Origin of the sequence: Pseudomonas sp. GX19020, from assembly GCF_023371075.1 — a bacterium.
GTDB lineage: Bacteria > Pseudomonadota > Alphaproteobacteria > Rhodobacterales > Rhodobacteraceae > Pseudogemmobacter.
Window position 1 is genome coordinate 1 of record NZ_JAMCCR010000014.1, and the last position, 18738, is coordinate 18738.

At 62.7% G+C, this 18738-nt stretch carries 20 protein-coding genes and 1 pseudogene; 10 read left to right on the plus strand and 11 right to left on the minus strand.

The window, feature by feature from the left end; genetic code table 11:
* Positions 1-175, plus strand: a 175-nt coding sequence (locus tag M3484_RS18025; protein ID WP_249498708.1) for a hypothetical protein, incomplete at its 5' end; no start/stop codon positions are given.
* Positions 176-259: 84 nt separating this feature from the next.
* Here M3484_RS18025 and M3484_RS18030 read toward each other — a convergent pair.
* Positions 260-706: a pseudoazurin gene (locus M3484_RS18030; RefSeq protein WP_092895658.1), complete on the minus strand. Its 447-nt coding sequence runs from the start codon at positions 704-706 to the stop codon at positions 260-262.
* A gap of 180 nt (positions 707-886) precedes the next feature.
* Here M3484_RS18030 and dcm point away from each other — a divergent pair, with 180 nt between their 5' ends.
* Together dcm and M3484_RS18045 are read left to right on the plus strand one after the other, a co-directional pair.
* Complete coding sequence (dcm, locus tag M3484_RS18040; RefSeq protein WP_283258494.1) at positions 887-2083, plus strand: DNA (cytosine-5-)-methyltransferase; 1197 nt, start codon at positions 887-889, stop codon at positions 2081-2083.
* Positions 2076-2588 carry a very short patch repair endonuclease gene (locus tag M3484_RS18045; RefSeq protein ID WP_249498631.1) on the plus strand — a complete coding sequence of 171 codons (513 nt, stop codon included), beginning with the start codon at positions 2076-2078 and terminating at the stop codon, positions 2586-2588. Before dcm ends, M3484_RS18045 begins: the two co-directional genes overlap by 8 nt.
* On the opposite strand, the gene M3484_RS18050 is transcribed toward M3484_RS18045, so the two are convergent.
* Complete coding sequence (locus M3484_RS18050; RefSeq protein WP_249498632.1) at positions 2522-3586, minus strand: 3-deoxy-7-phosphoheptulonate synthase; 1065 nt, start codon at positions 3584-3586, stop codon at positions 2522-2524. The two genes, M3484_RS18045 and M3484_RS18050, sit on opposite strands and share 67 nt — an antisense overlap.
* Before the next feature lie 310 nt (positions 3587-3896).
* On the opposite strand from M3484_RS18050, the gene M3484_RS18055 reads away from it, so the two are divergent.
* On the plus strand, positions 3897-4202 hold the full coding sequence (locus M3484_RS18055; protein ID WP_143040411.1) for a hypothetical protein: 306 nt from the start codon (positions 3897-3899) through the stop codon (positions 4200-4202).
* Here M3484_RS18055 and M3484_RS18060 read toward each other — a convergent pair.
* Complete coding sequence (locus M3484_RS18060) at positions 4171-4374, minus strand: hypothetical protein (RefSeq protein ID WP_092895666.1); 204 nt, start codon at positions 4372-4374, stop codon at positions 4171-4173. The two genes, M3484_RS18055 and M3484_RS18060, sit on opposite strands and share 32 nt — an antisense overlap.
* A gap of 255 nt (positions 4375-4629) precedes the next feature.
* On the opposite strand from M3484_RS18060, the gene M3484_RS18065 reads away from it, so the two are divergent.
* Positions 4630-4887, plus strand: coding sequence for a GlsB/YeaQ/YmgE family stress response membrane protein (locus tag M3484_RS18065; protein WP_092895668.1), 258 nt, complete (start codon positions 4630-4632; stop codon positions 4885-4887).
* Between the two features lie 433 nt (positions 4888-5320).
* Here the strand turns inward: M3484_RS18065 and uvrB are convergent.
* Positions 5321-7291: pseudogene (gene uvrB / locus M3484_RS18070) on the minus strand (excinuclease ABC subunit UvrB); the annotation flags it as partial.
* 291 nt (positions 7292-7582) lie between these two features.
* On the opposite strand from uvrB, the gene M3484_RS18075 reads away from it, so the two are divergent.
* Positions 7583-7894 (plus strand): ETC complex I subunit, encoded by a 312-nt coding sequence (locus M3484_RS18075; RefSeq protein ID WP_092895672.1) that lies wholly within the window; start codon positions 7583-7585, stop codon positions 7892-7894.
* Positions 7895-8200: 306 nt separating this feature from the next.
* Here M3484_RS18075 and M3484_RS18080 read toward each other — a convergent pair whose 3' ends face one another.
* Positions 8201-9394: a DegT/DnrJ/EryC1/StrS family aminotransferase gene (locus tag M3484_RS18080; RefSeq protein ID WP_249498633.1), complete on the minus strand. Its 1194-nt coding sequence runs from the start codon at positions 9392-9394 to the stop codon at positions 8201-8203.
* 93 nt (positions 9395-9487) lie between these two features.
* Here M3484_RS18080 and M3484_RS18085 point away from each other — a divergent pair, with 93 nt between their 5' ends.
* The 3 genes from M3484_RS18085 (at position 9488) to M3484_RS18095 (ending at position 12390) form a co-directional block, all read left to right on the plus strand.
* The gene (locus M3484_RS18085) at positions 9488-10240 is read left to right on the plus strand and encodes a cephalosporin hydroxylase family protein (protein ID WP_249498634.1); all 753 of its coding nucleotides are present in this window, start codon (positions 9488-9490) and stop codon (positions 10238-10240) included.
* Between the two features lie 94 nt (positions 10241-10334).
* Entirely contained in the window at positions 10335-11012 is a 678-nt protein-coding gene (locus M3484_RS18090; protein ID WP_249498635.1) for an LbetaH domain-containing protein, read from the plus strand.
* Positions 11013-11103: 91 nt separating this feature from the next.
* Positions 11104-12390, plus strand: coding sequence for a glycosyltransferase family 2 protein (locus tag M3484_RS18095; RefSeq protein ID WP_249498636.1), 1287 nt, complete (start codon positions 11104-11106; stop codon positions 12388-12390).
* A 3-nt stretch (positions 12391-12393) separates the two neighbouring features.
* Here the strand turns inward: M3484_RS18095 and M3484_RS18100 are convergent, their stop codons facing one another.
* Positions 12394-13317 (minus strand): glycosyltransferase family 2 protein, encoded by a 924-nt coding sequence (locus M3484_RS18100; RefSeq protein ID WP_249498637.1) that lies wholly within the window; start codon positions 13315-13317, stop codon positions 12394-12396.
* Positions 13318-13468: 151 nt separating this feature from the next.
* On the opposite strand from M3484_RS18100, the gene M3484_RS18105 reads away from it, so the two are divergent.
* Positions 13469-14272 carry a hypothetical protein gene (locus tag M3484_RS18105; RefSeq protein WP_249498638.1) on the plus strand — a complete coding sequence of 268 codons (804 nt, stop codon included), beginning with the start codon at positions 13469-13471 and terminating at the stop codon, positions 14270-14272.
* A 3-nt stretch (positions 14273-14275) separates the two neighbouring features.
* On the opposite strand, the gene M3484_RS18110 is transcribed toward M3484_RS18105, so the two are convergent.
* From M3484_RS18110 to rfbF, 5 genes are read right to left on the minus strand one after another with little or no spacing between them, the layout of a single operon-like run.
* A complete protein-coding gene (locus tag M3484_RS18110; RefSeq protein WP_249498639.1) occupies positions 14276-15052 on the minus strand; it encodes a glycosyltransferase family 25 protein in 777 nt (258 codons plus the stop codon).
* A gap of 17 nt (positions 15053-15069) precedes the next feature.
* Positions 15070-15612, minus strand: coding sequence for a dTDP-4-dehydrorhamnose 3,5-epimerase family protein (locus M3484_RS18115; protein ID WP_249498640.1), 543 nt, complete (start codon positions 15610-15612; stop codon positions 15070-15072).
* Positions 15609-16841, minus strand: coding sequence for a methyltransferase domain-containing protein (locus M3484_RS18120; protein WP_249498641.1), 1233 nt, complete (start codon positions 16839-16841; stop codon positions 15609-15611). The genes M3484_RS18115 and M3484_RS18120 overlap by 4 nt, the downstream gene beginning before the upstream one ends.
* The gene (rfbG, locus tag M3484_RS18125) at positions 16838-17908 is read right to left on the minus strand and encodes a CDP-glucose 4,6-dehydratase (RefSeq protein WP_249498642.1); all 1071 of its coding nucleotides are present in this window, start codon (positions 17906-17908) and stop codon (positions 16838-16840) included. Before rfbG ends, M3484_RS18120 begins: the two co-directional genes overlap by 4 nt.
* Positions 17905-18675 carry a glucose-1-phosphate cytidylyltransferase gene (gene rfbF / locus M3484_RS18130; RefSeq protein WP_092895692.1) on the minus strand — a complete coding sequence of 257 codons (771 nt, stop codon included), beginning with the start codon at positions 18673-18675 and terminating at the stop codon, positions 17905-17907. Before rfbF ends, rfbG begins: the two co-directional genes overlap by 4 nt.
* Between the last annotated feature and the right edge of the window lie 63 nt (positions 18676-18738).

The window sequence follows — 18738 nt, forward strand, 5'->3', positions numbered from 1 at the left end:
ACCCGACCTGATCCAGTTCGCCCCGGGCCTGCCGAAGACCCGTTCCGGCAAGATCATGCGCCGCATCCTGCGCAAAATCGCCGAAAACGACTTTGCCGCCCTCGGGGATACCTCAACCCTCGCAGACCCGACCGTCGTCGAGGACCTTATTGAGAACAGGATGAACAAGGGATGAGGCTGTAGCGCCAGATCCGGAAGAAATGTTGAAGAAGGGAAAACGCTGCTCATAATCGGGCGGCGTTTTCCATATGATGTTCGATTATTGAACCTGATCCAGTGCCAGATCCATCCGCTCACGCGCTTTCTTTGGCAGTTTCACCGCCTTGAGCTTCTCGATCTCGTCCGCCAGATCTGCAGGCGCCGCGCCCACCTGGATCACCATCACCATGCCCATGGCCAGATGCGGTGTGCATTTGACGCCGTAAATGCCTGGCTCGGTCACCGTCACGTCAAGCTCTTCATTGATTTTGCCTTTGAACACCGCGGCGCCGGGCGGCAACATATCTTTGATCGCCTCGACATTGTGGCTCTTGTCGGTTGGGATGAACCTGATCACATCGCCCGGTTCGGCGCGCACGTAATCCGGCTCGAAAACCATTGTGCCGGCGGCGCCTTTGTTCAGCATATGCACCTCGATTTCGGCGGCAAAGCCGGGGGCTGCGAGGCCGCAGGCGATCAGGGCGGCGAAAAGGATGCGGGATGTCATGGTGAACTCCTGTGTCACAGAAATGACCGGCAACCGGCCATTCCCCATGCGCTAAGCGGAGTTGTCCTGCCCGACCTTGAGCGAGGTCAAACCGGACCTGCGGCGGGGCGTCGCAGTCCCGGTTGCGGCGGGGCGTGTATCGCCATAATGTCAGAAAAATTCCCAGAGATGAAAGCCGCGATGCAAACCGAATTTGACAGGCTTCTGGCCCAGGCGGGGTGGTCTGTGCCCGATGCCGCGAAACGTCTTGGCTATTCCGAGGGCCATATTTACCGCTGGAAACGTGGCGAAGAAGCCCCGCGCGAGGCCGTTCTGACGGTATTGCGTGCCGAGGCCGGGCGCCATCCGGACCCTGAAGGCTCTTTCACGTTCATCGACCTCTTCGCGGGAATCGGGGGCCTCAGGCGTGCCATGGAGGCGGCGGGGGGGCGCTGTATTTTCACCTCGGAATGGGATCAGTTCGCGCAGAAAACCTATCACGCCAATTATCCTGACAACCGCCCGATTGCCGGCGATATCCGCGAAGTGGCTGAGGCCGATGTGCCCGACCATGATGTGCTGGTTGCGGGCTTTCCCTGCCAGCCGTTCTCTATTGCCGGGGTCTCGAAGAAAAATGCGCTTGGCCGGGCGCATGGTTTTGCCGATGAAACCCAGGGGACGTTGTTTTTTGACGTGGCGCGGCTGATGAAACACCATCGCCCGGCCGCGTTTTTGTTGGAAAATGTAAAGAACCTGCAAAGCCATGATAAAGGTAATACTTTCGCGGTCATTCACCGGACGTTGACCGAAGAACTGGGCTACCAGCTTTTTACCAAAGTGATTGATGCCGGTCATTTCGTGCCGCAACATCGCGAGCGGATCGTGATGGTGGGCTTTCGCGAGACCACCTCTTTCAGCTGGGCTGACCTTGAACTGCCCACTTACGGCGGGCGCCGGCTGGGCACGATCCTGCATCCCGAGAACGGCACTGAGGCTCCGGAAGGGCATTTCACCACCGGCCCCGATGCGGTTGTCAGCGAGAAATACACGCTGACCGACAAGCTCTGGCGCTATCTTCAGGACTATGCCGCCAAGCATCGTGCAAAGGGCAATGGGTTCGGATTTGGCCTTTTCGGGCCGGATGACATCGCCCGCACGCTTTCGGCGCGCTATTATAAGGACGGGTCCGAGATCCTGATCCGCCAGCGGCCCGGTGAAAACCCGCGCCGCCTGACGCCCAGGGAATGCGCGCGACTGATGGGCTATGGTGAGAATTTCCGCATTCCGGTCTCGGACACCCAGGCCTATCGCCAGTTCGGCAATTCGGTGGCGGTCCCGGTCTTTGCCGAGGTCGCGCAGAAAATGCGGCCACATATCCTTTCGCTGATCCATGGCTGACGTTCATTCGCCTGATGTGCGGCGGCGCAATATGCAGGCGATCCGGGGCGCGGATACAAAGCCCGAGAGGGTGTTGCGCAAGGGGTTGCACCGACTCGGGTTCCGCTACCGGTTGCAAAGGGGTGACCTGCCCGGGCGGCCCGACCTGGTGCTTTCGAAATACCGGGCGGTGATCTTCGCGCATGGGTGTTTCTGGCACGGCCATGGCTGCGACCTGTTTCGCTGGCCCAGGACGCGGGAAGAGTTCTGGCGCGGCAAGATCGGCAGCAATATGGCGCGCGACGCCCGCGTCCTGGCCGCGCTTGAGGCACAGGGCTGGCGGGTTGCCCTGGTCTGGGAATGCGCGCTGAAAGGGCGGGGGCGGCAGCCGGAAGCTGCTGTACTGGCAGAGCTGGCCGCCTGGATAACCGGGGGCGGCCAGCATATCGAGATTATGGCTCAGGCGGCGGCCATATCGCCCGCTTTGACCGCATCGGCGAGCCCGTCAAGCAGTTCGACCGTCTGATCCCAGGAGATACAGCCATCGGTGATCGACTGGCCATAGACAAGATTTTGGCCAGGAACGACTTTTTGCGCACCGGCGACCAGGTTGCTTTCGACCATCAGCGCACGGATACGGCGCTCGCCCGCGCGGATACGGGCGGCGACATCGGCAACAACGCCGGGCTGGCGGGCCGGGTCTTTGCCGCTGTTGGCATGGCTCGCATCGATCATGATACCCGGATCAATGCCGGCCTTTGCCGCAGCCGCAGCCACCGCATCGACATCGGCGGCACTGAAATTCGGCCCATTCGAACCGCCGCGCAGCACGACATGACAATCGGGGTTGCCGGTGGTGCGCGCGATCGCCGCCCGGCCGTCTGCCGTGATCGCCGGGAAAGAATGCTGGCCGCGTGCCGACAGAATCGCATCCAGCGCCATCTGGACCGAGCCATCGGTGCCGTTCTTGAAGCCGACCGGGCAGGACAGGCCCGAGGCCAGCTGGCGATGGATCTGGCTTTCCGTGGTGCGCGCCCCGATCGCGCCCCAGGCGATCAGATCGGCGAAATATTGCGGCATGATCGGGTCGAGGAATTCGGTCGAGGCGGGCAGACCCATGCGGTTGATATCGAGCAGCAGCTTGCGCGCCAGGGGCAGCCCGTCTTCGATCCGGTCCGAGCCGTCGAGATGCGGATCATTGATCAGACCCTTCCAGCCGACCGTGGTGCGCGGCTTTTCGAAATAGACCCGCATCACGATTTCCAGCTTGTCCTGGTGGCGCTTGCGCTCGGCCGCGAGGCGGCGGGCGTAATCCATCGCGGCCTCGGGGTCATGGATCGAACAGGGCCCGATCACGAGGAGGAGCCGCTCATCACGGCCCGCCAGAATCTCGCGGATGGCATTGCGGCTTTGTGCCACGGTTTCGGATATGGCGGCATCGCGCGGAATCGCCACCGCGAGCTCCAGCGGCGAGGGCAGGGGGCGCAATTCCTGGATACGCAGATTGTTGGTTTCGGTCGGCATTTCGGTCTTCCTGTTCTTTGCCTCAGGATCTGACCGGTACCCCCAAAACGGAAAGCCGCCGGTCGAACCAGCGGCTTGGGGGTTTTTGGTGAGTATCGCCTGTCTCGCGTTACACAGCCGCCCGCATCCGCTGGCATGAGCGGAAGTAATAAAACCAGACGGGGGCGCAGGACATCGACATGTCGGGAAAGCTAAGCGCGAAAAATCACTTTGTCACCAGAAAAATAGTGAGGATTTTCAGGGGCCTGGTGGGGCGGGCAAAGATCTTCAGGAATTATTAACCCTGGTCGCAGAGCATCGGATCATGCGAGTGACCCTGATCCTGCCCCTTTTTCTTGCCGCCTGTGGTGCCCAGCCAGCGCCGCATATGTTCGGGGCCGAGCGCTTTGACGCCAGCCGCGGCGGGCATGACTATGTGGTCTTTCTGAAGGGCAGCAGTGTCGAGGTGATCCGTCTCGGCTGGGCCTCACCGGGGGAGCATCAGGCGATTCGGGCCACAATGATCGACCTGATCCCCGAGCTCACCGGCTGCAAATTGCGCGAAAGCGCGCTTCAGGGTGATTCGGGCGAGATGCGGGGGCTGGTCACTTGCCCCCGTCCGGCCCCTTTGGCCTGACGATATAAAGCATATAGCCGGCATAAAGCCCCGCCACGAGGAAGACCGCCCCCCAAAGCGGCGCGTTGAAGACAAAGAATTCCAGACCCGACCACAGGATCGGCAGGACCGTGGTCAAGAGCCGCGTGACGGGGCGCTCGAACATCGGGTGAAACGGGTCGAGGATCTGCATGGGCACGGGTCCGGTCTTTAATGAGGTGAAGCGGCGGCGGATGAGGCGTCGAAAGTCGGAGCAAAGCACATTCGGCGGATGCGGCGGCAAGGTCAATCGCCGTGAGCCAGGGTCTTTCTGCGAGAGGGAACCAAATCGCTCCGGCTGCGTTAATCTTCCGGCCATAGTGAGGCTCTGCAACAGAACCGCCGATCTTCGGGCGGGGCGGCATCGCCCGACACCCTGACGGCGCTTCGTTAAAGTGAGGGAGAGATTATGGGTATCGAGAGCATTCTGATTCTTCTGGTCATCGGCGCAATTGCCGGCTGGCTGGCGGGACAACTGGTCAAAGGCTACGGCTTTGGCCTGGTCGGCAATATCGTGGTTGGTGTGGTGGGCGCCTTTATCGCCGGGCTGATCCTGCCGCGGATCGGACTGACCTTTGGCGGCAATGCAATTCTTGCCTCCATCATCCATGCCACCATCGGTGCGGTGATTCTCCTGCTGCTGATCCGCCTGGTGCGGACGGCCTGAAATCATTAATGCGACGGGGTCAGCGGTCGCAGCCGACCCCGTCGCCACCCCGGTCAGGGCCGTAAGTATCCTGGCCGATGACCCTGAGCAGCCCTTCGACAGCAGCAGGGCCGTCGAGACTTCGGTCGGCGTAATCTTCGCCAGACTGAATCGTTGTCCGACATCTGGCGCGACGGGCGCGCGGGCGCCCGAACAGGTCTGGTCACTGCGCGGATCACAGCCCCGGACGGAAACCCGGCTGAACCCCCGCAATGCGGCATGAAGACGTCAACCAGGGTCGGCAGCCTGGGCCAAGGCGGGCTTGTTATCGCCGCTTGCTCCTTTTGGTGCCGCCACGTTGGCCTGCGCGCCCGGCGGTCGAGCGGCCCGAGGCCTTCACCGCTTCATCCACCGCCTCATCGACCGCCGATTGCCGTGCCAGCGGGTCGTCGGCCACGGCCAGTTCTACCGCTTCGAGCCGTTTGACCTCGTCGCGCAGCCGCGCGGCTTCCTCGAATTCGAGGTTTTCGGCCGCCTTGCGCATCGCCACCCGCAGCGCGTCCAGATGCGCTGCCAGATTTTGCCCCACTGCCGGCCGGTCGATTTTCGCCGTCACCCGCGACTGATCGGTATCGCCCGACCACAGCCCCGCCAGCACATCCTCGACGTTTTTCTTCACCGTCTGCGGCGTGATGCCATGTTCACGGTTATAGGCTTTTTGCTTTTCGCGCCGCCGTTCGGTTTCGGCCATGGCGCGGCTCATCGAGCCGGTGATCTTGTCGGCATACATGATCACCCGCCCCTCGGCATTGCGCGCGGCCCGCCCGATGGTCTGGATCAGCGAGGTTTCCGACCGCAGGAAGCCCTCCTTATCAGCATCGAGAATCGCCACCAGTCCGCATTCGGGAATATCGAGCCCCTCGCGCAAAAGGTTGATACCCACCAGCACGTCAAAGGCTCCGAGCCGCAGATCGCGCAGGATCTCGATCCGTTCGATCGTGTCGATATCGGAATGCATGTAGCGGATGCGGATCCCTTGTTCATGCATATATTCGGTCAGATCTTCGGCCATGCGCTTGGTCAGCGTGGTCACCAGAACGCGCAGGCCCTTTGCCGCGACCCGCCGGACCTCGTCGAGAAGGTCATCGACCTGCATGTCGACCGGCCGGATCTCGATCATCGGATCGATCAGACCCGTCGGGCGGATCACCTGTTCGGTGAAAACACCACCGGCCTGTTCCAGTTCCCATGCCGCGGGCGTGGCCGAAACGAAGACCGATTGCGGCCGCATCGCATCCCATTCCTCGAATTTCAACGGCCGGTTGTCCATGCAGGAGGGCAGGCGGAAGCCGTGTTCCGCCAGCACCGATTTGCGCCGGAAGTCGCCCCGGTACATGCCGCCGATCTGCGGTACGGAAACGTGGGATTCATCCGCAAAAACAATGGCATTGTCAGGGATGAATTCAAAAAGCGTCGGCGGCGGCTCGCCAGGCGCCCGCCCCGTCAGATAGCGCGAATAGTTCTCGATCCCGTTGCAGACGCCGGTGGCTTCCAGCATCTCCAGATCAAACCGGGTGCGCTGTTCAAGGCGTTGCGCCTCCAGCAGCTTGCCCTCATCGTTGAAGCGTTTCAGCTGCTGATGCAGTTCGGCACGGATGCCCTGGATTGCCTGGGCCATGGTCGGGCGCGGCGTCACATAATGGCTGTTGGCATAGATACGGATCTGGCTGTAGCTGCCGGTTTTCGCGCCGGTCAGCGGGTCGAATTCGGTGATACTTTCCAGCTCTTCGCCGAAAAATGAGAACCGCCATGCGCGGTCTTCAAGGTGGGCGGGCCAAAGTTCGATCACATCGCCCCGGACGCGGAACCCGCCGCGCTGAAACCCGACCTCCGAACGCCGGTATTGCTGCGCCACCAGTTCCTGGATGAATTTGCGCTGATCGTAGAACTGTCCCTGAACCATGTCCTGGGTCATCGCCGAATAGGTCTCGACCGAGCCGATGCCGTAGATACAGGACACCGACGCCACGATGATCACATCGTCACGCTCCAGCAGCGCCCTTGTCGCGGAATGGCGCATCCGGTCGATGGCTTCGTTGATCTGGCTTTCTTTCTCGATAAAGGTATCGGTGCGCGCGACATAGGCCTCGGGCTGGTAGTAATCGTAATAGCTTACGAAATACTCAACGGCATTGTCGGGGAAGAAGCCTTTGAATTCCCCGTATAATTGCGCGGCCAGCGTCTTGTTTGGCGCAAGGATGATCGCCGGGCGCTGCGTCTCTTCGATCACTTTCGCCATGGTGAAGGTCTTGCCGGTGCCGGTTGCCCCCAGCAGCACCTGGTCATGTTCTCCCGCGGCCACACCCTGCGACAGTTCGGCAATTGCGGTCGGCTGGTCGCCCGCCGCGGTGAAGGGCGTGTGCATGACAAAGCGCTGCCCGCCTTCGAGCTTTTCGCGCCGGACTGGGGTGATATGGGAAATGTCGGGCAGCTTGTCGGGCGCGTTGTTATGCATCTCGGGCCTCGGGAGGGGCAGGGGGGCAGCGGGCAGTCTGTCGCTAATTTGATCTGTTTTTGTTCCAGTTCAACCCCAGTTCAGCGCCGCGCTGTCCTTGTGGCGCGAGATGCGCCGGCGCGATGGTCCGGTCTGTCGGCATCCCTTGCACTTTCGCAGCGTTTCGGCCAGAACGGCGGGGCTATTCCGGAGGTCAGCCCAATGCGAGCCCGTATCTATCAGCCCAGCCGCAATGCCATGCAATCTGGTATGGGCAAAACCCATGTCTGGCTGCTGGAATTCGCGCAGGATTCGGCACGTGAAGTGGATCCGCTGATGGGTTGGACCTCATCTTCGGACACCCAGACCCAGGTCAAGCTGCGGTTCGAGACCCGCGAAGAGGCCGAAGCCTATGCCCAACAGCATGGCATCGCCTATACGGTGATCGAGCCGACCCCGCGCAAGGCAAATATCCGCCTGCGTGGCTATGGCGAGAATTTCGCCACCGACCGGCGCAATCCGTGGACCCATTGACCGGGGCTAATTGCAGTAACGTTCGTTCCGGCTGACAGCAGCTTGCCCCAAACTTGCGCTGTCGCCGAAATTGCCCGCCGCGCAACTGGCGCTTGGCTATGCCATGGAGCATGACAGCCTAGGCCTGTCCCTTGCAGGACCCTTGAGTGCGATTTCGTCCTCAGGGCCGTCGAAAATGTCGACCGCTATACTCTTATCAGCTAGTGCGGCGAGAATACGATGTATGCCCATCCCCTTGCCCATGGGGAGGAGTGCCGAAAGAGCTGCAGCTTTGGGTCGGTGAGGGGGGCGAAGGAGCGCGTTGCCTCAGCGCCGGGCGCATCTCTGCAAGATCTCTTTCAGCGTTTCGCAAATATAGCTCACGGTTGCTTCATCGAGGCCATAGCCCGAGGGCAGATTGATTCCGGCATGGACGATCCGTGCGGTCTCTGTGCGCGGCGTCATCAGGGGGCGGCAGTCTGTGTCCGCATAGGCCTTGAGCGATGAGAGGCTTGAGAAGAATGGTCTTGAATCAATGCCTTGTTCTGCCAGCGCGGTTTGCAGGGCGAATTTATCCAGATCATAGCGTTCATCGGGGATGACCGTGACCATCCAGAATGAGTTCTTAACCTCTTGCGGCTCGGCATTGATCGCGAGGCCCGGCACATCGCGCAACCGGTCGGCATACCAGCCGAACAATTGCCGCTTATAGGCGATCAGCGCATCCAGCCGCTCCATCTGTGCGATGCCAAGGGCGGCCTGAACGGCGCTCATCTTGTATTTGAACGCGACCTCGTCATTGAGGAAGAAACGGTCTCCCGGCGGGCGGCCATGGTCGCGCAGCTTTTGCACCCTTGCATGCAGGGCCGGATCATTGGTGACCAGCGCACCGCCTTCGCCGGTGGTGATGGTTTTCGAGCCGTGGAAGGAAAACACCGCCACATCGCCGAGGCTGCCGGCCGGGCGGCCGCAATATGTCGAGCCAAGCGCTTCGGCCGCATCCTCGATCAGTGCGATTCCGTGACGGTCGGCAAGGGCGCGCAGCGCCTCCCAGTCGCACATCGAACCATAGAGATCGACGCCGATGATCGCCTTTGTCCGGGGTGTGATTGCGGCCTCGACCGCCACCGGGTCAAGACACCAGGTATCGGGCAGGATATCGACGAAAACCGGCACCGCGCCCACATAAGTGACCGGTGCCATCGAGGCGATCCAGGTCACATCCGGGCCGATCACCTCATCGCCGGGCCCGACCCCAAGTGCCGCCAGCGCCAGATGCAGCCCCGAGGTCGCATGGGGCAGGCTGACCGCATGGGCAACTCCGCAATGGGCGGCGAGCATCTCTTCGAACCGGCGGTTATAGCGGTAGTGATCCGCGCCCCAGGCGTTCAGCGCGGCCTCACGCGCCAGCTCGCCCTCGCGTTCGGTAATCGACGGCGCTGCCACCGGGATCTGGCGGGCGGGTTTTGCGGCGGAAACGGGCGCGGCAGGATTGGGGGCCAATGGCCGATCAGATGTCATTCGACGTTTCTCCCTGACCGGTTTTCTCTTGACCGGTGGCCGGTCCTGGTCGTCTGATCCCGATACCCAGATCCAAGTCGTATCGAGGCCAAAGTGACCGTACAAGACGACCGTTTAGAGTTCGAAGCCCATAAACGCAAGCAAGCGCTCGCGCTCGGAGGGGACAAGGCGGTTTTCGCGCAATCGCTTGATATGCTCACCGCGCTGGACCGCTATGATTACTCCTATCTCTGGAGCTGGATGGGCGTTCCGATCATCCAGATGCCGGCCGATATCATGGCCACGCAAGAGGTGATCTGGGAGACAAAGCCCGATGTGATCATCGAGACCGGTGTGGCGCGCGGCGGATCGGTGCTGTTCATGGCCTCGCTTCTGGAGGTGATGGGCAAGGGCAAGGTGATCGGCGTCGATATCGACATCCGCGCCCATAACCGCGACACGATCGAAAGCCATCCGATGGCGAAACGGGTGGTGCTGATCGAGGGTGGTTCGGCTGATGAGGACACGCTGGCAAAGGTGCGGGCCGAAATCCCGCCGGGGTCGCGGGTGATGGTGGTTCTCGACAGCGACCATTCGCGCGCGCATGTTCTGGCGGAATGCCGCGCCTATGCCGATCTGGTGACCGAAGGCTGCTATCTTGTGGTCGCGGATACGGTGATTGGCTTCATGACGCCGGATCAGACGCCGAAGAAACGGTCGCATGTCTGGTTTGCCGGCGATGAGCCGCTGAGTGCGGTCGGGGATTTCCTTGCCGGAACCGACCGGTTCGAACCGGATCCGCTCATCAATGGCAAATTGCAGCTCTCCTCGTCGCCGGGGGGGTATCTGCGTTGCGTTAAGGAGTGATGGCGGACAGGCGCGCAGCATCGGCATTGAAGATCCCCTGTTGCTGCCGGTCGCGGCAGGGAATACCAGATCTCCTATGGCAAGGAGGACCGATGTGAAGCTTTGTTTTCTTGGCGCATCCAACCCCGAGACGATCCGTATGCTACGCGCGCTGGAACGCGCGGGTCAGAGGTGCGAGGTGGCCGGGTTCATCGATAATGATCCGTCCCTGCAGGGAAGCGACTTCTACGGCTATCCGGTGCTGGGTGGCTCCGACCGGGTTGCCGGGCTCGCCACCGAGGGCGTGCATTTCGTGAACCTGATCACCGGCAGCGCTCTGGTGCGCTACGAGACGAGCCGGGATATCATCCGGCGCGGTGGCCGGCTGGCGAATTTTCTGCATCCTTCCGTCGATCTGGACATGGTCAGCCTCGGCTGCGGGAATTACATCCAGGAAGCCGTGGTCTTGCAGGCCGGTGTAGTGATCGGAGACAATTCGAGTCTGCATATGGGCGCGAAAGTGGGGCATGAGACGGTGATCGGCTCATCGACCTTCATTGCGCATGAGGTCAGCGTCTCGGGCTGTTGCCGCATCGGGGATGGGGTGTTTGTGGGCACCAATGCAACCATTCTGCCGCGGATCCGGATTGGCAATTTTGCGATGATCGGTGCCGGGGCGGTGGTAACGAAAGACGTGCCCGATGGGGCGGTCGTGGTCGGCAATCCGGGGCGGATCCTGCGTATCGATGAGGCGAATGCCGCGCGTCAGCATGATCTGGGCCTGCCTGCTTAAATCGTTTATTGCGGCTCTGATCGCATGGCCCTGATTTGGCAGGATCGCGAAGATTTCAAAGGTGTGCAGCGCCACAACGTCCGGAACGAGTATGACCCTGAAGATCAGCCTTATCATTCCCACCCGCGAAAGACTGGAATACCTGCCCTGCGCGCTGGCTTCGGCGCAGCTGGCCGCGGACCGTGCCGGGGCGGAGGTTGAGATACTTGTGTCCGATAACGCCTCGGGCGACGGTACCGACGCCTGGCTTGCCAAGCAGCGCGACCCACGCCTCAGGGTGATCCGCAGCGAACGCCGGCTTTCGATGCGCGAAAATTATCAGTTCGCGCTGGAAAATGCCACCGGCTCGCATCTGATCTATATCGGCGACGATGATGCGGTTCTGCCCCATGGCCTGGCGCTGGCGCGGCAGATGATTGAGACGAAGGATGTCGATATCTACAAATGGCGGGTGGAGAATTACCACTGGCCCGACCCCGCCAGCGGCACCGATGGCTGGGTCAAGATCCGGCCGCAACATCTGGATGGCCGCTGCGAGATGATCGACCCGGCGGCCGTGCTGTCGAGTTTCTGCAACGCGAGTTTCCGCACCTATCACGATGGCGGCATGATCTATCACGGTATGATCAGCCGCCGGCTGGTCGACCGCGTGGTGGCGAAGACCGGCGGGCCCTATTTCCGGGGGTCCTCACCCGATCTTTATACCTCGGTGCAGGCATTGGTGATCGGGGATCGCCCGATCATGAAAGTCAACCTGCCTCTGACCATGGGCGGCACGTCGCCGCGCTCGAACGGGGCTTCGGCGCAGCAACGGGCAAAGATCGCCAGTGCGGCGGAAAGCCCGGAATTTATGAAATTCATCCGTGAAAGTGCCGAGGACCCTTATCAGTGCCGGCTGCCCGCACGGGTACCATCCCTGATCCTCGTGACACTGGACGGGCTGACCGAAGCGGCGCGGCAATGCGGCCGCGAACTGGATCTGGATATGGCGGCCTGGAGCGCGCGTGTCGCCCGGGAGATCGCCGGTTTCGTCGAACCGGACAGGTCCGACTGTGTCGCGCTGGCGCGGATGTTCTTCGGGCCGGATTTCGATATTCCACCCGCAGCTTCGCCTGTTTCCGGCGCGCCGCGCGCAAAAGACGCAATGCGCCGCAGCAACGCGCCCGGACGGATCAGGGCCGTTGGCGGGCCACCGATGCAGGATGCTCTGACAGCCGCTGATTTCATTGACCGCCTGACCCGGCTTGAGACGAGTGCCGGGCGGCATTTCGGCCCGGTATCGGGTTTTGTGCGGATGTTGCGGATGCATGGCACGGCGGCGCGTCTCTTCGAAAGTGCGCCCCGGCCGCTGGCGTCCTGGCAACCGGCGGAGAGCTGATCTTCAGCGCCGCGCTTTCGATGACATGAGCTTGACCGCGCCATAAAGCCGAAAGGCCGGGCGCATCATCCAGGGGCGCACCATTGCGGTGAACGCCCTGATCCGCGCGCGCGCGCCCAGTTTCGCCGCCCGGCGCAGATACCGTGCCCCAAGGAACCAGCGTGCCTCGGACCAGGCGGGAAAGCTTGCCTCATGCCGGGTCCAGGTCCGCAGGTAGCAGTCCAGCACCAGATCCGGGTCCGAGCCTTGCGTCAGCTGCGCGCCGGGCGCATCGGCGGCGCTGTGCAGGTGATAGATCCGCATGCCGGGCCGCGCGTCATACCAGGGCAGGCTGCCACTGGCGATGAGCGCGCAGCACAGGCTGGTATCCTCGTCGATCTTCTGGTCGGGATCGAGGCCGCCCAGGGCGAGAAACCGCGTGCGGCGGATCCAGAAACCGGTGCCAAGCCCGGCGATCTTGTGGCGCAGTGCCGCTTTCGCCGGCACCTGACCCTGGGTGAGGCGGCGGGTGAGCGTTTCCTCATGCCCCGAGGCATCGCGCCGGATCACCGCGCTGAAGCCGTAATCCACGGGCTCGCTTGTGGCGATTTCCAGAACCCGGGCGGCATAGCCGGGCAGGAGTTCATCATCATCGTCGAGGAAGAGGATGATATCGCCCAATGCCTCGGCGGCGCCGAAATTCCGCGCCCCTGCCGCGCCACGCAAACCGCTGTTGTGCAGAACCCGGAGAGGCGCATCCCATCCGGTCAGAACTTCGCTTGCGGGCAGATCGGAGGCATCATCGATCACCAGCACTTCAGCCGCCGGTGGCAGATCCGCCAGCGCCGAGGCGACTGCGCGTTTCAGCAGATCCGGGCGGTTATGCGTCGGGATCAACACCGTCAGTGCAAGCCCCTCAGTCTTTACCGCATCCCGCCCCTCTGTCACTGCCAGGCCCCCCGTTTCCTGCCTTATGACTAGCGCATTGCGCGGCGAATGGCGAGGCTGCGACGGGGCTGTGCGGCCCGCACTGGCAGCCCGGGCCGAATGGTGACAGAATGGGCCTTTGTGATCCGATGCACGTAAATCCGAGGCAGGTATGGTTCCCCATTCGAAAAGCGGCTTTGGCGAGCGCGTTGTGCTGAGCATGAAATGGGGCAAGCTTTACCCTGCCAGCTATGTGAACGTGCTTTATAATGCCTGCCGCCGGAACATCACCGGGGATTTCCGCTTTGTCTGCCTGACGGATGACGCGACCGGGCTTAGCCCGGAAATCGAGGCCTGTCCGATCCCCGATCTGGGGCTGACCCCCGGCATGTGGAAAAGCGGCGCCTGGGCTAAGCTCGGGGTGTTTCAGCATGACCTTTACGGGCTGAAGGGCCGCGCGCTTTTCATCGATCTTGATATGGTGATCTGCGGCGCGCTGGATCCGTTTTTCGATCATCCGGCACCGGTCCTGACCACGGATATGGGCGAGGGCTGGGGGCGGCCGTCGCGGGCAAACGCCCCGCGCGAAGCCGGAACCTGCATCTTCGCCTTCACCCTTGGCGCAGAAGGCCAGATCGTCGACCGCTTTACCGCTGATCGTGAAAAGGCGGTGCGTGACCATGTGATCGAGCAGAACTGGGTCGGTGCCGAAGCCAGCGCAATGGATTACTGGCCCGATGGCTGGGTGATCAGCTTCAAGCGGCATCTGCGCCGTCCGATTGGCCTGGATCTGATCCTGCCCCCGAAAGCACCGCCGGCCTCTGCCAAGGTGCTCGCCTTTCACGGCACGCCGCGCCCGATTGACCTTCTGCGACCGGGCAACCGGTTCTGGGACAGGTTTCCGCATATGGGCCATGGCCAGGTGCGCTGGATGGCGGAATATTGGGTGGAAAACGGCGGCGACCTGCCGCGCTGATCCTCAGCCCTTAGGGGCGGGAAAGCGCCCTTTGCGGATCAGATAGCCCAGCTTTCCGATCATATTGCGCAAGCGCAGCCCATAAAGCGGCAGCCGCCGATACCAGGGAAATTTCCGCACATCGCTGTGCGACTGGCCGGTGATGGTGCTGGAATTGCCGTCATCGACATGGCTGGGGAAGGGCTCCAGCCCGTAATGGCGGAAGTCATGGATATGGACGCGGTCGAGCTCGTGGTCGATGGGCCGGGTGATCGGCAGCATCCCGGGCAAAAGCCGCGCCGCCAGATCGCGACGGATAAGGTAGGCGCCGAGGCCCGTCGCGGGGCCGAGATAGGCGTTCAGAGCCCAGATGCCGAGCTTTTTTTGCCGCAAGGGCTGTTTGGCACGGATCTTGTTAAGCTTCAGGAAATCCCAGTCTGCCTTCGCGGCCAGCGCCGTTTGCAGCGCGGTCATGAATTCGGGATGGAAGACGACATCATCCTCCAGCACCAGCGCCACATCCTTGCCGGAGTCGAGAAACGCCTGCCAGACCGCGATATGCGAATGGTAGCAGCCAATCTCGCCCGGAAGCACCTCGCGGCCCACATTGCGGCGAAAGGCCGGCAGATCGACATTCTGCACCAGCCGGTCCCATTCGGCGCGGCCATCAGTGGCCTCATGCAGGCTATAGGGCAGGTTCAGCGCAGAAAGCTGTGCCTCCATAGCGGCGCGCCGCTGTGCTGATCGCGGCAGGTTGATCAGCCAGGCGCCGAAATCAGGCAGCATTTGCGAATCTGGCATGGTCACTCCTGTGGTGGTCAGGTGAGGTCAGGACGGCTGGCGAAGGGCGGCAGGGCGGCGTCAGCCTCCGAGATCACCGCGGGGCGCGCAGGCCAGCTGATGGCGAGAGCGGTGTCATTCCAGGTGATGCCGCGCCCATGACCGGGGATATAGGCGGGCGCCATCATATATTGAACCACCGCGCCGGGCGTCAGGCTGAGAAACCCATGCGCAAAGCCTTTGGGGATATAGATGCCGTTCATCCGCCCGGCATCCAGCTCCACCGCATGCCATTTACCGCGCGTCGGGCCGTGGCGCAGATCGACGGCCACATCCCATACGCGACCCGCAACACAGCGGACCAGCTTTTCCTCGGCAAACTCACCGGCCTGATAGTGCAGGCCCCGCAAGGTATGGACCGCCGTATTGGTCGAAAGATTGACCTGCACCGGCTGAAAATCCACCCCGGCCGCCAGAAAGCTGTCACGGCAGTAGACCCGCGCGAACTGCCCGCGCGTATCCTGATGCGGATCAGCCTCGACCTGGATCAGGCCGGGAAGCGGCGTCGGGACCAGTCTCATCCGATGTGAAGCGCCGGGATCGCGGTGACGAATTCGCCACCCCAGGTGCGGATCTGCGCCTGTTGGTCGCGGATCTCGGCTGCGATGTTCCAGGGCAGGATCACCAGGTAATCCGGGCGGCGTGCGGCGATTTCCTCGGGCGCGAAGACCGGGATATGGCTGCCCGGCAACAGGGTTGCCTGTTTCTCGGGGTTGCGGTCGACGACGAAAGCGATGTCATCCGCGCCGATACCGGCCACGTTGAGGAAGGTGTTCCCCTTGGCGGCGGCGCCGTATCCTGCGACGGTTTTGCCTTCTTCGCGCGCATGCGCCACGAAAGCACGGAAGGCGCTCGTGATCGCGGCGACTTTGCCCGCAAGATCACCATATCCTGCAGCCTGATCCAGTTTCAGGCGCATCTCTTCCGCCGCGACCTCTGCAAGGCCCGGCCCCGGCTGATGCGCGCCCTTATGGCCGACAAAGACCCTCAGCGAGCCGCCATGGGTTGGCAGGCGTTCGACATCGAAGACCTCCAGCCCGGCCTCGTCCATCAGGCGGCGCACAAAGGTCAGCGACAGGTAGGAATAGTGTTCGTGATAGATCGTATCGAACTGTACCTGTTCGATCAGCCGCGCCAGATGCGGAAATTCAAAGGTTGCAACGCCTTCGGGGTTCAGCAGCACGCGGAATCCGGCAGCGAAATCGCGGATATCGGGGACATGGGCCAGCACGTTATTCGCGGCCATCAGGTCGGCGCCATGGCCTTCGGCGCGCAGGCGCCGGGCGGTGTCTTCGCCGAAAAACGCGACAAGAGTGGGCACGCCTTTGGCTTCGGCAAGGCTTGCGGCATGGCCTGCGGGCTCGACCCCCAGAACCGGGATGCCAGCCCCCGCGAAATGCTGCAGCAGATAGCCGTCATTCGACGCGATCTCGACCACTTTCGATTGCGGGCCAAGCCCGAACCGCGCCGTCATGGCGGCCGCATAGCGGCGGGCATGTTCGACCCAGCCCTGGGAAAAGGACGAGAGATAGGCATAGCCATGCGAGAAGATCGCGTCCGCAGGCACGGTCTCGGTGGTCTGGGCAAGCCAGCAGCTGTTGCAGACCATGACATGGAGGGGAAAGCGTCGCTCGGCGGCCAGGGCGCCCGCATCCCCTGCGGGCAGGTAGCTGTTTGCAAGCGGGGTCTCGCCCAGATCGACGAGCGTCTGGGTCAGGGCTGCGTTGCAAAAGCGGCAGGAACGGGTCACGGGCGGATATCCTCGTAAAGGGCAATCTGGTGGTCGGTGAGCGCGGTCATATTCTGCCCCTCCGCCCAGGCGGCATACCAGTCAGCGGTGAGGCCGATGGTCCGGGCGGCGTCAAGGCGCGGCGTCCAGCCAAGCACCTTCTGCGCCAGCGCGGAGTTGATACCAAGGAGCGCCATTTCATGCGGGCCGGTCTGACTGTCCTGCGCGAAAGCGGTGGGGCGACCCATGGCCGAGAGCAGGCGGTTTGTCAGGACGCCGACCGCGACCGGCTCTGCCCCCTCGGCCGGGCCGAAATTCAGCGCATCGGGCAGGGGCGCGTCACCTGTCATCGCTTCAAGCAGGGTGAGATAGCCGTCGAGGCATTCCAGCACATGCTGCCAGGGCCGGGTCGAGGCGGGATTGCGCAGCAGCGGCACCTCATCTGCGACCAGCGCACGGATGATATCCGGGATCAGCCGGTCCTCCGACCAGTCGCCGCCGCCGATCACATTGCCGCCCCGCGCGGTCATCAGCCGGGGGCCAGCCTCAGTGCAGAAAGACTGCCGCCATGAGGCCACAGCGATCTCGGTCGCCGCTTTCGAGGCCGAATAGGGGTCATGCCCGCCCAGCCGGTCGCCTTCTTCATAGGCACGGCCGGAGCCGTCATTCTCATAGACCTTGTCCGAGGTGATCACGAGCACCGCGCGCGGGCGTGCCAGCCGGTGCAGCGCGTCAAGCAGATGCAGCGTGCCCATGACATTGGTGGCAAAGGTCGCGACCGGTTCCGCGTAAGACCGCCGCACCAGCGGCTGTGCGGCCATATGCAGCACCAGATCGGGCTGTGCCTGTGCCACGGCCGCGTCAACCGCCGCCGCGTCGCGCAGATCGACCAGATGCGAGGCCGCGAGATGACCCTCGCCCAGAAGCGTCGAGAGGTTGGGCCCGGGCTCCGGCGGCAAAGCGAGACCGGTCACGGCCGCGCCGCGCCGCGCCAGCCAGCGGCCCGCCCAGGCGCCCTTGAACCCGGTATGTCCGGTCAGGAGAACGCGCTTCCCTGCCCAGAAGTCCTTCGCGGAATCAGAGGTCACGACCAGATTTTCCAGGGCGCGGCCCCACCGGCCCAGAGCTTTTCCAGATGGTTGCGGTCGCGCAGCGTATCCATCGCGTGCCAGAAGCCGGGATGGCGCCAGGCCTGCAGCTCGCCGTCGCGGGCGAGCCCCTCGAGCGGGTCGCCCTCGAACGGGGTGGGATCGCCCTCGATCCGGTCCAGAACCTCGCGCTCCAGCACGAAAAAGCCGCCATTGATGCGGCCCTCATCCCCGGGCGGCTTTTCGATGAACCGCTCCACCTGGCCGCTTGCGGTGATCTCAAGCGCGCCATAGCGGCCCGGAGGCGTCACTGCCGCGATGGTCGCAAGCTTGCCATGGGCGCGGTGAAAGGCGATTTCCGCCGTGATGTCGATATCCGAGACCCCGTCGCCATAGGTCATGCAAAAGGTCTGGCCAAGCCAGGGCTTTGCCCGTTTCAGACGCCCCCCCGTCATCGAATTCTCGCCTGTGTCAATCAGCGTGATGCGCCAGGGTTCGGCGACAGAGCCGTGATAGGTGATCTCGCCCGTCCGCGCATCCACCGTCATATCCGAGCTGTGCATGACGTAATTGGCGAAATATTCCTTGATCATATGGCCGCGATAGCCAAGGCAGATCACGAAATCGGTAATGCCGTGATGGGCATAGATTTTCATGATATGCCACAATATCGGGCGGCTGCCGATCTCGATCATCGGCTTGGGTTTCAGATGGCTCTCTTCGGAGATCCGGGTGCCAAAGCCCCCTGCCAGGATAACAGCCTGCATGTCCACCCTCATATCCGTCGCCCGCTATGTACAATATCGCGGCCGCGGATGACAACCTCCGGC